This is a genomic window from Catalinimonas alkaloidigena (assembly GCF_029504655.1).
Taxonomy (GTDB): Bacteria; Bacteroidota; Bacteroidia; order Cytophagales; family Cyclobacteriaceae; genus Catalinimonas; species Catalinimonas alkaloidigena.
Genome location: NZ_JAQFIL010000001.1, coordinates 195,222 through 210,706, shown reverse-complemented (window position 1 = coordinate 210,706; position 15,485 = coordinate 195,222). Strand labels below are relative to the sequence as shown.

The window sequence follows — 15,485 nt, the reverse complement described above, 5'->3', positions numbered from 1 at the left end:
TCTTGGGGTGGCAGTGCATAGCCGAAGCTACAGAGCAAGGCCAGAAGCCATGCCAACTGCACACGAAAGAGTAGCTTTTTTTTCATAACATAAGTGGTTTAATTTGCTGGTTTAAAAATTTCTGTAATTGATTATTTCATAATGATCTCATCTTCACTTCTTTCCAATTGTACATCAAGCATAAGTTCCAAAGTCTCCAGCACCAGGTCCAGGTTATCTGTTGGTAGCGTAGTCTTGATCTTTTTATCGGCAAGCTCATCCGAACTAAACCGTATTTCTACGCCATAATAATTATTTATTAATATAGCTAAGTCTGAAAGGGGCTGTCCGTCCAGTATCATCTGATGGTTACGCCAGGCGGTTACTTTTTTTGGGTTTGCATTCAGCTTATCCAGCCTCTGGGTTGCCGCAGAGTAAGCTACCATATCTCCCGGCTCCATGCGTAGCCTTTCCCCACCAGTCATTTTCAGGTCTACAATTCCTTCATCCAGGCTCACTTCTACTTTTCCTGAACGATGGTTTACGTTAAAAGCCGTGCCTACGACCTCAACATCAATATCCTGTAAACGCACTATAAATTTTATAGCCTCATTACGATCAGGTATAGTGAGCTTACTCACCTTAAAGAAGGCTTCTCCCTCCAGCCACACCTGCCTTTGCTCTTTTTTTTGCCAGTCCTCCGCAAAACGCAGGCTGGAGTTTGCATTAAGAATTACTTCTGAACCATCAGGCAGCTCAAACTTCTGGGTTTCCCCATAGGTAGTAGAAAATACCTGCTCATCCTGACTCAATATGTAGACAGGTAACATGATGCTCACAATTAGTAATAGGGAGGCAGCAATAGCCAGCCAGGGTGACATCAGTCTTTTGTTGTCTTTATCTTTAGGAGGGGCAGAAGAAGCATCAGGTTTATTTTGTTCATCAAGACTTTCTCTGATTCTTTCTTTGGTCATAAGCATGCGATCAGCAGACCATTCATCTTTCCTTAGTTTTTGTAAACTGAGTAAGATTTTAGCTTCCTCAATGGCCTCTTTTTTTTCAGGGTGTAACGCCAGCCACGTTTGCCAGTAGTCAGATACTTCAGCATCCCGGGTAAATACCCAACGCTGAAAGTATTCATCCATCGCAAAGTCTAAGGCTGTGTATTGATTGTAAAACATGCTCGTATGATAAACTACTATTATAGAGAAGAAAGAGCAGGAAATTTGACCAATGAATTTAATTTATTTTCAAAAATTACAATAAGCTCAAATAGCAATAACTACTCTTTGTCTATTGACAATGAACACATCTTTTTATTGCTATACTTTCAACAAAAAGCTGCTAAACCAATAGTAGCAAGCCGGAGGCAAACAGGCTGAAATAGTAGCCCGCTGAAGTTTTTGTGGATAAGATAGGAGAGAGCGCTCTTCTCAGTTGAGCAAGGGACTTGTAAATCATTGAATAGAGAGCAGATTTCTCTATTTTCATAATACCGGCTACCTCTTCATAGCTTTGATTTTCGTAAAACTTCAAATAGATTGCTTCTTTCTGACGGGGGGAAAGTTGCCGGATAGCTTCAGCAATTTTTTTTCTTTGCTCATCATTATTTTCTTCTATTATCCGGTAGGCTTCACTGGATAACTCAATATTAAATTGATATGCTTCCCCCCCTCTATCCAACACAAGCTCCTGAGATCTGGTGTCAGTTTTCAGTTTATTTATTAACAAGCGACGAAAGGATTTGAAAAGGTAGGCTTTAGGGTTATTAATCGTTGTGGCGCATTGAGGGGCCTTCAGTAAGTTGACAAATACATCATGAACACAATCCTCTATTAAAGATTTCTGAGAAGTAATCTTGCATCCATAATTATAAAGTAAAGAAGCATACTCTATGTATAATTGCTCCCAATTTTGAGGAGGCTCATGTGAAGTAATATTCTGATCACCCATAATAGGCGCTTTGTAGGTTGCTGTATTTAGAGTACTGTAGTAAGTCTGTTAAAGTAGCATGAATTCGTACAAATTCAAAGTGAGGTGTAGTCAGCTGTAATGAAAAAAGTGGAGAGAATAAGCCTAACTATTGCAAATACTGATGATTTAATAAATTGATATTTTGCTTTTGCCATCTATTACAAAATATTGTTACAATCATTACAAAGTATACTATATTGATGTAGCAACATATATTTTTATCGTTTGAAGGAAATAGGAATGGGGTGGCAAAGCTTCCGATTGCTTAAGCAAGATAAAAAAGCTTATTCACAGCTTTTTTCAGTAGTAGGAATGGCTTATACATCTTTTCTAACGGTCTACCCAACTGACTAAAAAGAAGTGATCTAAATTCATGATCATATACAGCGATTGCCCACCGATATTTGAGGAGTTCCCCTGTAAACAGTTTTTTCTTTTGCCTGAAATATCCCGACGCATTTTTTATATAAAGTCGTGTTGTCACTTCACTTAACTTGCTTTATCCAAATTTTTAGAAGAAAATCTACAAGTATATATGCAATTTCTTTAATTTATTTATAAATTAAGGGTATATATTCACATTCCTGAAGAAGCAAAGCCTACAAGTTGCATCAGATTTTATCTCAGCATCAGCATTATCTACTTAAGATAAATAAGATGTTTCTTTTTACCTCTATACCTCTAAAACTATGTCTATTATGATCAAGCGTATTTTGAAAGTTTTACTCTTTTCTGTGCTGGGGATTGTGTTGGTGCTTCTATTATTCTATGTCTATGTTTCCTGGGATTTCAATCAGAGGGCTGCAAAAAGTTATGTTTACGATGTCACTGTTCCTAACATTAGTTATGACTCTGCCAGCTTAGCGCTAGGAGCACACCTATCTGTCATCAAAGGCTGTCGCGATTGTCACAATGATGACCTGGGGGGCAGAGTAATGATTGATGATCCGGCTTTAGGTCGAGTGGTACCTACTAACCTTACCAAAGGTGGGGTTGGCGCACAATACTCGCTTGAAGACTGGGTAAGAGCACTACGGCATGGCATTGGCCCTGACCAAAAGCCTCTTTTGTTTATGCCCGCCCATGAAACCGCCAATATGACTGACAAAGACCTGGCTGCCCTCATCGCCTATTGTACTCAGTCAGCTACTGTTACTCGCGAACTTCCCTCGATTGAAATACGCCCGGTGGGCAAATTGCTAAATTACTTTGGTAAGATGCATATGTTCCCGGTGGAGATGATTGATCATGATTTTATCCCTCCTGCTGACATGGATAAAAGTGTATCTCCCGAATTTGGTGAATACCTTGCGGTAACCTGCACCGGATGTCACTACAGCAATTTTAAAGGAGGGAGCCCTCAGGTACCGGGTTCACCGCCAGTACCTGACATCACATCTACCGGTAACCTGGCTAACTGGACCGAGGGTGAATTTATGCAAACGCTACGTACAGGCACTACACCCCAGGGAAAAATGATGCAGAACGAATTTATGCCCTGGAAGATGACCAGTGAATTCACTGATGAAGAGTTGAAATCCCTTTACCTTTATTTAAAAGATCACCCTTAAGCAGGCTAAGCTATCCAAACCAATGAAAAAAGCCACTGAGTAAGTGGCTTTTATTTTATGCTTACAAAAAGACGGGTAGTTCCCCCTAACAATTTGTTTCGGACAGATTTCTACCCCTGTTGCATTCAACGCATTGCTTAACTTTTATTCCACTTTACATCAGTGTCTTTCCAACTTCTGTCTTTGGCAGAATCTAAGACAGCCTCACATACTTTTTGTGTCTCCAACGCATCTTCAAAAGTAGGTGAACAAGGCTCTCCGGTTTCAAGGCTCTTCAGAAAATCGGCTACCTGATGTGTAAAGGAATGTTCATAACCAATTGACGTTCCGGGAATCCACCACCTATCCATATAAGGTTGGTCTCCATCTGTAACCAGGATGGAACGCCAGCCACGTACAATGCCTTCATCATCATGATCAAAATACTCAAGTCGGTTCATGTCGTGCAAATCCCAGCGGAGCGAGGCATGTTCCCCATTGATCTCAAGTGTATAAAGCGCCTTATGACCGCGAGCATAGCGGGTAGCTTCAAACAGACCTAATGAGCCATTATCAAAGTGGCAGTGAAAAATACAGGCATCATCTATGCCTACTTTCTGCTTTTTGCCACTCGCCTGATGTACTCTTTCTTTGATGAAGGTCTCGGTCATGGCAGATACATCTTTGATCCCGCCATTCAACCACATTGCGGTATCAATGCAGTGCGCCAGCAGATCACCGGTTACTCCGGAGCCAGCCGCGTCAGCATCCAGACGCCAGAGAGCTTCCCCCCCCTGGGGTAGTTCGGGACTGATGGTCCAATCCTGAAGAAAATTAGAGCGGTAATGAAAAATTTTACCCAGCTTACCTGAATCCACAATCTGCTTAATCAGGCTAACCGCAGGTACACGACGGTAATTATACCACACTGTATTAGGAACTCCTGCCTTTTTGACTGCATCTACCATAGGTTTACCTTCGGCTACTGTACGTGCCAGAGGTTTCTCACAAAGTATCATTTTGCCTGCTTCTGCCGCTGCAATCGCTATTTCAGCATGCATATCATTAGGCGTGCAAATATCCACCGCATCTATATCATCACGGGCGATAACAGCTTTCCAGTCAGTTTCAGCAGACTCATAGCCCCACTGCTCAGCAAATGTTTTTACTTTTTCCGGATTACGGGAACATACCACTTTTAATACCGGTCGGTGGGTTAGCTCAGGAAAGAATTGTCCAACTTGTTTATAGCCATTGGTATGCGTACGAGCCATAAGTCCTGTACCAATCATACCTATTCTTAAGTCTTTTTTGTTGCTCATTAGTGTCTAAATTTTAGATTGTACATTAAAAATCATTTACTTAACGAAGCAAGGGCTTCAATACTTCATCATTGTATATACCATCATCTAGCGTCACCTGATCAGGATCTGTGATAGCTTCATCACATTCATCTTCTACAATGATCCACCCTTCAAAGCCGGTATGCTTGAGTTCCAGAGTGATTCCTTCAAAATCAATGATACCCTTACCCATGGGAGCCCATCTGCCATCTTCATACATATCTTTGTAATGTACACAGTTCACCAAATCACGGTACTGACGAATGATTTTGAGAGGATCCATACCCCCCTTGGCAATATGTCCTACATCCGGAGTATACTGAATTACCTGCTTATCCAGGCCGTTCAGGAGAATTTTATAGTCTTCTTCGGTTCTGTAAACAGACCCTGCGGGTGAGTTGGGATGATAAGAACAGACAATGCCCTGCTCTGTAGCTCTTTTGGCGATCCCGTTTACACATGATAGCAGGTTTTGCTGACGCTGTACAAGATTCTCCCGGTCCTTTCCTGGTTTTTGTACGAGCAAAAGAATCGTATCAGGAAAATGCTTTAGAAATTTGATCCACTGTTCGGCCCTTGCTCTTTCATCTTCAGTCTCCTGTGGATTTTGCCAGTCTTCAGCCAGGCATAGCACGGATAGCTCCAGCTTATATTTATCCAAAGCTTCCTGCATTAGTACAGGGTCAGAAAAGCGTCCCATAAAACTGGTATCCGGCTCAATGCTCTCAAAGCCGGCCCTTGAAGTAACTTCAAGAATATGTTCCAGCTTATCTTTGTATTGCTCTCCCGGCATCTGCCAGGTATAGGTCTCACAACCTATGCGTATGTTACTCATTGCTAATGCTTAATCTTTTAATAATTTTAATTATGCTCTCTTAGCCAGTTCAACACTCTTGGGTTAAAATCTTCTATCTTCTCCCAGTGGAAGGCATGACCGGCATTTTCATACAGATGAAGCTCACTATTTGGAATGGCTTCTGCCACTTCACGTACCATCCAGGCAGGAACGAATGCATCATCCAAGCCGCCAATAACCAGAGATGGCTGTTTGACTTTAAACAATTCGGCTAATACATGATGTGATATGCATGCATGTGCCTGTCCTTCCAGTCCATGTAAGGGTTGGGGGTAGGCATCGGTAGCGGCGTCCTTTTGACCTTGCATCAGTTCCTGATACACACCATCATCATCCCAGCTGGCTTTGTGGTAAATCAGTAATTGCACAAAATTGGCAAAGTCCTCAGGCCTCAGGTGTGCCTTGGCGTGCATCATATGTCTGAAAATAGCTTCACCCCTACGGTCACAGCGTGCCCAGGGACACATTTGCACCGTGGCACGTACTTTTTCAGAATGACGGATTGCCAGCTGTTGGGCAATGGTACTTCCCATAGATACACCTACCACAGCAGTGCTGCCTATTGACAATGCATCAAGCAGTCCGGCACAGTCATCTGCCATCTGAGCGGTAGTATAAACGCCTTCCGGTTTGTCAGAAAAGCCAACACCACGATTGTCAGGCATAATACAGCGAAAGTGCTGTGACCAGTATGCTACATGTTTTTCCCAAACTGCTCCCGGAGCCGTGATCCCCATGATGAGAAGCAAAGGTTCGCCAGAACCTCTCTCCTCATAGTACAGCTGTATTCCATTCGTATTAACGTATGGCATATCCTTGCTAATATTTTTTCAAAGTCTTAAAAGAAACGTTTTGACTAATCTGTTAGGCTTAGGCTTCCCAGCCATGGGCTTCTCTGACTTTGATCAAAGTAGCTAAGATATCATTCCAGGTTTGTTGCTTTTCCATGACCGCATTATCAAACATACAGCCATCCCAGCAGATGTGTTGAAAAGCTTTGGTAAGTTTACCGTTTTCATCTCTCAACCAGTAACCGGCATCATGAGCGACATCAAGCTTACCATTAGGGTCCGTTGCCAGACAGTGGCGGCCGGTTTTGTCATGTGAGCCTGTTCCGTGTACTGTACCGTCATTCTGAGCAACGTGGAAGTCAATGGTCCAGGGACGAAGTGCGTCAGTAATGGTTTTCAGCCCTTCTTCCAGCGTTTTACGGTCCGACCAGTCAAAATCTTTGGGCAGGATACGATCTTCCGGACGGTTGTAGCCCAGTAGATACAAAAGCGTATGTGACATATCTGCCTGGAACCCCATATTAGGTCGATCTACGGCTTCTAAAGTATCTACCATCGTTTTCCAACTGTGCATACCTCCCCAGCAAATTTCACCCTCAGCCGCCAGCTTTTCGTCAAAATCAGCAGCGACATCGCAGGCCTCACGAAAAGTCTGAGCAATCAGTTTGTTGCTACCTACAGGATCTTTGGTCCAGGCTTCGGGACTGGAAGCTGTATCAATACGGATGACACCATAAGAACGGACGCCATGTTCACGTAATACTTTTCCAAAATGACAGGCCTTACGCACCATTTCCACAAAAGTTTTGCGGTCATCAGCACTACCAAGTATAGGCCCACCCCATATAGGAGCCACCAGGCTTCCTACTTTAAGGTTATATCCGGCGATTTTATCCGCTATTTTTTTGATTTCATCATCCGAGCTATCCACATTAATATGCGGATCTAAAAGCCCAAGGTCTACGCCGTCAAATTTGACGCCATCTACCTCAGCGGCGGCAGTCATTTCCAGCATGGTATCAAAAGGAATTACCGGCTCAGAATCAGGTCCTTTACCTACTAAACCAGGCCAGGTAGCATTGTGTAGTTTTGGATAATTGTTCATCGTTCAGGTTGTATAAATTTATGGTTAAAAAAATAATTGTCAGCGGTATGCTTATCACAACAAAATATGGAAAATTATTGAAGATTACACATCCGGCGAGCATATAGGCGGTGTTCAAAACCATGACGATTGGACATCATGGTTTTGGTACAATCATTACAGCTTCAGGTCAGGATTTCCAGGCCCGAAGTGCTTAAGCATTACAATAGGATCTGTCTTAGATGTATTCACAATTTTCACCCCATCCTTGGCTGCACTTTCACTGACGAAGTATTCATCATGGGTAAGCTGACCATAGCGGATGAGTGAAGGTGTTTCAATTTCCCACACACCCATAGTGCCTCGTCCCTGCATCATGATCATACCATAAGCCGCACTGTCTTTGATGGTCACAGTGGCACCGGGGAGAACGGTAAGCTCTTTGGCACTGAAAGCATCGGATTTATAGCAAATCCAGTTTTCCACATAGCCATCGGCCTGCATCTCTTCCATTGCCCTGACCGGCACAGGTGCCATAAAACGGTTTTCTTTCATATTGGGATCTACGTTTAACTCCCAGTCCAGCACATTCATGAGATGGTCAAAATCACCCACTTTATCTTGAGGCGTACAATTCCAGAGTAGCTCTTCAGGAATAATAGCTTCGTTGACCAGTGACTGATACATGGCAAATACGTCAGAGGCTTTTTGTGGCTCATAGGTACACATACTTCCGGGAGCGTGTAGCAATCCGGGAGGCACATCCCAGCCTGTACCGGGCTCCAGACGATAAGCGGCAGATAAATTAGTGATTTTATTATCTCCTTTGGTAAAGTTTTCCAGGCACTGGCGAACTTCTTCTTTGGTGGTACCAGGAGAGATACCAATGAAAGTATAAGGAAAGTCTCCCCCGTGATTATTCACCTGGGGAGGAAAGTAGTAAGCTTCCGGCTTACCCAATTGTCCCACAAGTTTGGCGTACTCATCACTGTGATGCACATGATGAGGAAGTGGTCCCATGTTGTCAAAAAACTTGGAGTACATTGGCCAGCTTTCATGCTCTTTCCAGATACGGTCACCGATCAACTCTCCCTTGAGCTCATCTACGGCATCTTTCAGCAAAAATTGTTTTTCTTTAGCCCCGTCGGTAAAAACAACCGGACTCAATCCCTCATTTTCTCCGGTCAAAGGTCCATTTTTGGCGGGAGTAGTAGAAGAAAACCAGCGTTCGTCTATGCCACCACGCTCTCCACCTAGCACATAATAATCATCGGGGTGTAACTTAATTCTTCTTCCCGGCACACAAAAGGAGCGAGGAACCCATGTGGGTGCCAGTCGTAATATTCCTTTTCCCTGCTCCAGTGCGTTATGTGCTAAACTCTTTTTTTCGGTAGTTTCCATAGGTTAATTTTTCGTCTTTAATTGTAGTGCTGTAAAAAATTTTTAATGCTTACTTCGTCTTTTAGTACTTCAAATTCCAGGTCATAATGTTTGCTTTCACCAGGCTCTAGTTGCAGCAGGGTTTTCATTTCTCTGGCCTTTGCCTGACCGATTGGCGGATGAGTGCCTGGCTCAAGCCCGGTAACATATTCTCCCTTTCCCCAATGCTGCCAGTTAGTAAGCCAGGGCAACTGACTTTTCTGAAAGCGAATGGCTAATGCCATACCCAGCTTTGCGTTGTGTATACCACACTTACATGTTCCGGACGGATCGGCTTTGATATCAATAAAAGCCACTTCTTCACCGCCCCCACTATGGCTTTCCATGGGCGGAGGGCATTTCCGAAAGTTGTTCTCATCGTGAAAAATCCGGGCTGTTTTCCCTTCCCTTGATTCCCACTCGCCTTTCCATAAAATATCAGCACCTTCATCTACCAGAGGCCAGCCCAAGTTCATATGATACAATAGCATATGGGGAGCAGGGGTATTCGCTCTATTGGTAACTTCATCATGGATTCGTATAGAAGCTTGTCCTAAGGTGGCTGAAATGGTACGTTTAAGTTCTAAACTTGGGCCAAATACCTGCGTTTGCCTGATCCTGGCGGTAATGCTCATTTCCATCTTCCCGGCAAAGGGATCAGGTTGGATGACAGACTCAATTTCGGCAGGCAGGTTACTGATTCTTCCGTGTAGGCTCCGCTCACCATATTCATCAGACTCAGGTCCTCCTACATGAGTAAGCCCACAGGTAGTGAGTAAGCCTCCGCCAAACGTTTTGATCCAGTCAATACCTTTGAGAGCAATCGGTTGGGGAGAGGTGATCCCTACATGGCTCAGCCAGGCCAGGCTATGTTCATTATAAAATGCGTCGGCGATATCCATGGCCCGGTCCAGTACCAGCTTAAAACGTAAACCTGTGCCAGTGTTGACCCATGCGATACGACTCCCCCGTCCCGCCCCATTGTCCAGCACGGAAGTTTCTATACCTCCGAGCTGGGCAGGGTTAGAGATTTTATCTTTCCAGTTGTGTTGTAGTGCTGAAGCTTCTACCATAAAAAACTATAACTCTTTGAGGCGGATATTTCTGTATTCTACTTTCATAGGAGGGCCGACATGTACCTGCACACCCAAAAGACCACTCATCTTCCGGTTTACATTATCGTCATCTGTAACGTCACTCATTAACACGCCATTGATATAGTGCTGCAGACGGTTTCCTTTTATTACCAGGTGGGCTTCATTCCAGTCCTGGGCATTAATTTCAGCCTTCAATGCTTCATCTTCACCCAGGCTTCCTGTCACTTCGGCGTTTTTCCAGGCATTCCTTTCTACATTTGCCCTTAACGAACCTTCTTCATCAGGATTAGGCTGACTGCTGATGGTCGTTTTCTGGCCACGGTAGGCCAGCGTTGTACGCTTTCGCTCTTCATAGTTCTGTCCGGTATATCGGTTTTTCCCGTCTATATCAGCCTGATAGCCTCGGAGCGCGTAAGGTATCGTATCCAGCCTTTCGCTGCGGTAATTGATACCGCTATTCCCGTTTTCTGTGATCCTAAACTCGGTGATCAGTTCAAAGTCAGCAGGCTCGCCCCCCTGCCAGATAATGAATGAGTTAGCTTTCAGTTCATTGCCCGGGCTGATCTCTCCTACCAGACTGCCATTTTCTACCCTCCATAAGTCGGGATCTCCTTCCCAGCCGTCAAGAGATGCTCCGTCAAATATGGTCACAAAACCCTCTTCATCTTTACTTGAGGTGCTTTGACCGGAGAGGTTGTCTTCCGCAGCCGGAGCTTCATTACTGTTGTCACCGGAGCTTTGGCAACTGCTCAGCAATAAAGTTAACAGCAGCGCTCCTGAGGGTAGGGATTTAAAAAAATTTATCTTCAGCATATGGTTTGATTCCGTAGTTTGGTTGCATTAAAACTATACTATTGAATTAAGAGATTAAAGCTTATTCCGCACTTCCTTCATCTTCTCCCTCCTGATAAATAGGATGCTCAGGATTACCTCCTGCCATCAAATAAGCGATAAGATCTCTCAGCTCATCTTCGCCCAGTGCATTGATCGTACCGGGAGGCATCACTGAGACAGCAGACATTTTGGTGTCTGTTACATCTTCCTTAGGAACTTCACGGATTACATCCGGAGCAAATGGATTTTGTGACAGGTAATAATTCTCCTCATCCTGGTCGGTAAGTCTTCCAACTATCGATTGACCGTTTTTGAGGTATAAGACGGTAGAAGCATACTGATCGGAGATGGTTTTGTTAGGCTCTACAATTGCCTCAATCATATCTTCGGCAGAAAAACGAGTCCCTAATTGGGTAAGGTCAGGTCCGATGATACCACCTTCTCCCCGCATGCTATGGCAGGTAACACAGCGTGTGGCCAAATACATATTTTTACCATTTTCAAAGTCTCTGTTTTCCAACCCACCACTATCCAGTACGGCTACTGCTTCTTCCAGCTCCCAGTTATTACGGGGGCCTTTAGGCTGGGGCACATCTGCCAGGTCTCTACCATTATTAGCGATAAGTGAGTCGCCGGACATTTCGTTATAGTAGTCAAACTCGCTCTTAGGCACATGGGTAAGGGCTTCCTGACGAGCTTTATCAATAAATCCGACGTAGCTGTTACCTCCCTTAAAATCAAAAGCTTCGTAAAACCACTTAAAATATCTTTCTCTCAATTCCGGTGTCCAGCCTGAACGTTGCTTGCTGAGCACAGTAGCATAATATGTTTGCTGGGCAGGGGGCACATTTTTGAGCATTTGAGCGATATCAAGTCCATACTGAGGATTTCGCAGGATCAGGTCTGAGCCATCGGTAGCAGCATCGGCTTGTTCTGTAAGCCCGCTATCATCTTCTTCCAGTAAGGTCAATGTAGTTCCAATGACATCAGGGTCATCCAGATATACTAACAGCTTACTTAAAGAACCATTAAGCACTTCTTTATCAGCCGGATAATGCGGACTGAGGTAATCTATCGTGGCCTGACGAGTTGTGGCAGAGGGCATGCCCATACGTGCAAGCGTAACTTCAAATGCTCTTAGTAAGTCCACCTGCTGGGCTTCGCTGAGTGTATTGTAATCTATTTCAGCAAGTTTACTCAACATCTGATTTTTCAAACTCTTGTTACCATGTCTTGCCAGAGCTATTGTACCCTGGATCTGCGTGATCGGGTCTTCTGCATTCAGCACTTTATCCTGCCAGTTGCTTACCGGCTGGTGCTCTACTGCAATACGAGCAGCATATCTTACAAAACGGTCAGCATGATTCAGGTAAGGCCATGCCGCTTCCAGGCCACCGGATTTATTATCTTCATGATACTGCTCCAAACGGATTCTAAGTTGATGCGCTTCCGTAACATTTGCTTCCTCAAGAGATGCCAGCGCAATATTGCTTTCTTCTTCTCCATCATAGTAAACTCTATATAGGTCAGAGTCCAGACGGCGGCCTCCGGTCATGAAGTACATTGCACCATCGGGTCCTATCACGCCATCAGTCAGTGGCAGAGGCATTCCTGAAATGAACTCTTCTTGCTCACCCTGATAAGACGCGCCCTCGGGCGTTAAATGGATAGCATAGATGATACCAAAGCTCCAGTCAAAAGCAAACAAGGCACGGCGGTAAGGCTCAGGGAAAGCAGCAGCTTTTCCGTGCAGCACCCCGGTAGGTGACCCCTGGCCGATGTTCAGCACAGGTGGAAGGTTATCGGGATAGGCGGGAGACCATTTTCCATTACCGGTACGCCATCCAAACTCGGCACCGCTGGTCACATGACAAATACGCGTAGGACGGTACCAGGGCATGCCCAAGTCCCATTCCATATCCGAATCATAGGTAAACATATCCCCGGCTTCATTAAAAGCTAAGTCAAAAGGATTACGAAAACCTGCACCGACCAACTCCCAATGCTCACCTAGCGAGTCAATTTTAGCAATCCATCCCCCCGGGGCTTCCCGGTCGTTTGCATGTCCCCGGGGGTCTTTGATCAATGGAAAAAGGTTATCATTGGTCCATATCTTAGGAAGGCGATAAGCGTCCATCTCCGGTATGTCGGTATGGTTTCCGGCAATTACGTATAGCGACTGTCCGTCAGGGCTGGGGACAATGCTGTGAGGCCCATGCTCACCAGCGCCTTCTAAAGCTTTTAGTAAAGTAATTTTGTCAAACTGGTCATTGTTATCAATATCCTGCAAGCGGTACAAGCCGCTTCCTTTCTCAAATTCATCATTGCCACGGTGATTTACCATCACATACAGGCTGTTGAAGTGCCACAGCAGGCCCTGTGCGTAACCCATCTGTATAACGGAATCTGCCACGGGCTCTTCAGCCTCAATTTTAAGTTTTTCTATTTTCGGTGTTAAGGAATCGGAACCGATAGGTGCCAGTTCCATACGGTACAAAGCCCCGTACTGGTCAGAGGTAATCAGCCTGCCTTTATCGTCGAAAGTCATGGACACCCAGGAACCCATTTCATTTTCCGAAGGGCTGTATAAATGCTCAGCCTTAAACCCGCTCTGAAGCTTGAGCTTTTCTATATTAGGGTCAACAGGACCGCTTTCCATATCAGCCTCAGTCTCTGGTGTAGTGTTACAGGCTGAAAGAGTCAACACGTAGAGGAGGGCGAACGCTTTAGTTAAATGATTCAGATTCATAAGTGCATGTATCAGTAGTAATTTCTTAAAAGGTAATTCAATTTGTCCGTATTAACTTCCTATTTAGCAAAATTATAGAAACAGTAAATTTATAAGTTCTATAAAAAAACGTATCCTGTACCATTATGGTCTGATACATTTTTTGCAAATCTATCAAGAGTTTATCTATCTATTAAAACAATAACACGCCAATGAGATGAGCATATGCTCATCTCACCGGTGTGTTGGAAAGCTTGAGAAGCAATTGGGGGTTGTGAATGAGCTCTACTAAAAATGAGGGCTTAGGTCAGCTTCTGCAGCCGGCAATGCATAATATAAACTGATATTGGTAAAGGCATTACTACGGGGCTCTGCACCTTCAGGATAATAATAAGCCTGAGGATTAGCCTTAATCCTGTTACCGTAGGCAGTAATTACATCTACCGCCCTGCCTGTCCTGACCAGGTCAAACCACCGCTTGTTTTCAAAGGCAAGCTCTACCCTTCTTTCCCGATAGATGGCTTCTCTCAGATCGCCGGTAGCGGGACCTAAGCCTGCCCGGCTACGTACCTGGTTCAGATAGCCTTCAGCTTCACCACCTTTGCCCTGCTCATTCAGTGCTTCCGCTAAAAACAACAACACTTCAGCATAGCGATATACCGGCCAGTTCATACCGTGATTACCATGTAGAGAGTGAGGGTGGGCAAATTTCTTAATGTAAGGATAAGTTTTGTCTGCCCAGAAACTTCCATCAATAGTGATATATCCTACAGAAGCCTCTTCTCTTTCATCGCCTTCCTCATATGCCGCAATAATATCAGGGGTGGGGATGTTATTCCCTTCACCATTAAGAGGCTGGGGATTGGAAGTGCCGGTAATGGTAACCAATTCTTCAGGCGCCATCGGGCGAGGCATGAAAGCATAGATAAAGTCACCATTAAGCCCATCAGGCCCTTCTTTAAACTGAACCTCAAACACGGATTCTTTATTGTTCTTATTACCAGTGCTGGTAGTAAAAGCTTCCGCATAGTCTTCCATCAGGGCATACTCACCGCTGTTGACAACTTCTTTGAGCAGACTTTCTGCCTCCGCCCATTTTTCTTGTATGATATACACATTCGCCAACAATGTTTTGGCTGCTCCTGAGGTAGCCCTACCCTCTTCCTGCTGAGACTTAGGTGGTAATAAGCTGGCTGCTTGCCCTACGTCGCTGATCACCTGGGCGTAAATATCCTCTTCCGGCGAAAGCGGCAGTGCAGCCTCCTGACGAACAGTAACCGGTTCCAGGTGCAAGGGTACGCTTCCAAAATAGCGGGCTAGTTCAAAGTAGGCAAAGCCTCTTAAAAACAAAGCCTGACCTTTCAGATTACTTTTCAGATCCGCATCAAACTCAACATCGTCAATCGTAGATAAAACCTGGTTGGCACGGGCAATGATCTGATAATCCTGGATGTACTGGTTGGTAACATGTGTATTGGTAGTCACCCCTCCGTCACTGGGTATGGCAAAGTCGGCAATATCTTCCTGCTGCTCAGTGGCACCGAAAAGAATATTACGGGCAAAATAAGTATTATCAGAGTGCATCTCACCTAACAGCCAGGCTCTGTCATCAAAAATAGTTCTCAACGGAACATAAGTTCCGTTAACCGCCTGCTCAAAATCTGAGGCGGTTTTAAAGAAAGTAGCTGAACTTAAGGATGTTTCAGGAACAATGGTCAGGAAATCATCCTGACAGCCAGGCAATGCTAAGCCTAGTGATATTAGTAAAACATATATTTTTTTCATGGTATAATAGCGTAAGGTTGTCAAAATATAAGGAAGTACATTTCT

The 15,485-nt window shown here is 44.4% G+C and carries 12 protein-coding genes; 1 reads left to right on the top strand and 11 read right to left on the bottom strand.

Annotated features, from left to right (window positions below; genetic code table 11):
- Positions 1-131 precede the first annotated feature (131 nt).
- Together OKW21_RS00905 and OKW21_RS00900 are read right to left on the bottom strand one after the other, a co-directional pair.
- Positions 132-1,160: a FecR family protein gene (locus OKW21_RS00905; RefSeq protein WP_277476462.1), complete on the bottom strand. Its 1,029-nt coding sequence runs from the start codon at positions 1,158-1,160 to the stop codon at positions 132-134.
- 163 nt (positions 1,161-1,323) lie between these two features.
- On the bottom strand, positions 1,324-1,932 hold the full coding sequence (locus tag OKW21_RS00900; RefSeq protein ID WP_277476461.1) for an RNA polymerase sigma factor: 609 nt from the start codon (positions 1,930-1,932) through the stop codon (positions 1,324-1,326).
- Positions 1,933-2,651: 719 nt separating this feature from the next.
- Here OKW21_RS00900 and OKW21_RS00895 point away from each other — a divergent pair.
- Positions 2,652-3,524 carry a c-type cytochrome gene (locus OKW21_RS00895; RefSeq protein ID WP_277476459.1) on the top strand — a complete coding sequence of 291 codons (873 nt, stop codon included), beginning with the start codon at positions 2,652-2,654 and terminating at the stop codon, positions 3,522-3,524.
- 137 nt (positions 3,525-3,661) lie between these two features.
- On the opposite strand, the gene OKW21_RS00890 is transcribed toward OKW21_RS00895, so the two are convergent.
- The 9 genes from OKW21_RS00890 to OKW21_RS00850 all read right to left on the bottom strand — a co-directional run bounded on the left by OKW21_RS00890 (position 3,662) and on the right by OKW21_RS00850 (position 15,440).
- Positions 3,662-4,825 carry a Gfo/Idh/MocA family protein gene (locus OKW21_RS00890; protein WP_277476457.1) on the bottom strand — a complete coding sequence of 388 codons (1,164 nt, stop codon included), beginning with the start codon at positions 4,823-4,825 and terminating at the stop codon, positions 3,662-3,664.
- 40 nt (positions 4,826-4,865) lie between these two features.
- Positions 4,866-5,681 carry a sugar phosphate isomerase/epimerase family protein gene (locus tag OKW21_RS00885; RefSeq protein ID WP_277476455.1) on the bottom strand — a complete coding sequence of 272 codons (816 nt, stop codon included), beginning with the start codon at positions 5,679-5,681 and terminating at the stop codon, positions 4,866-4,868.
- Between the two features lie 26 nt (positions 5,682-5,707).
- The gene (locus OKW21_RS00880) at positions 5,708-6,514 is read right to left on the bottom strand and encodes an alpha/beta fold hydrolase (RefSeq protein ID WP_277476454.1); all 807 of its coding nucleotides are present in this window, start codon (positions 6,512-6,514) and stop codon (positions 5,708-5,710) included.
- Between the two features lie 58 nt (positions 6,515-6,572).
- A complete protein-coding gene (locus tag OKW21_RS00875; protein WP_277476453.1) occupies positions 6,573-7,598 on the bottom strand; it encodes a sugar phosphate isomerase/epimerase family protein in 1,026 nt (341 codons plus the stop codon).
- 156 nt (positions 7,599-7,754) lie between these two features.
- Positions 7,755-8,978: a cupin domain-containing protein gene (locus tag OKW21_RS00870; RefSeq protein WP_277476452.1), complete on the bottom strand. Its 1,224-nt coding sequence runs from the start codon at positions 8,976-8,978 to the stop codon at positions 7,755-7,757.
- Positions 8,979-8,995: 17 nt separating this feature from the next.
- Entirely contained in the window at positions 8,996-10,069 is a 1,074-nt protein-coding gene (locus OKW21_RS00865) for an aldose 1-epimerase family protein (protein ID WP_277476451.1), read from the bottom strand.
- Positions 10,070-10,075: 6 nt separating this feature from the next.
- Positions 10,076-10,906 carry a 3-keto-disaccharide hydrolase gene (locus tag OKW21_RS00860; RefSeq protein ID WP_277476450.1) on the bottom strand — a complete coding sequence of 277 codons (831 nt, stop codon included), beginning with the start codon at positions 10,904-10,906 and terminating at the stop codon, positions 10,076-10,078.
- A gap of 61 nt (positions 10,907-10,967) precedes the next feature.
- Positions 10,968-13,676: a c-type cytochrome gene (locus tag OKW21_RS00855; RefSeq protein WP_420870094.1), complete on the bottom strand. Its 2,709-nt coding sequence runs from the start codon at positions 13,674-13,676 to the stop codon at positions 10,968-10,970.
- A gap of 267 nt (positions 13,677-13,943) precedes the next feature.
- A complete protein-coding gene (locus tag OKW21_RS00850; protein ID WP_277476449.1) occupies positions 13,944-15,440 on the bottom strand; it encodes a RagB/SusD family nutrient uptake outer membrane protein in 1,497 nt (498 codons plus the stop codon).
- Between the last annotated feature and the right edge of the window lie 45 nt (positions 15,441-15,485).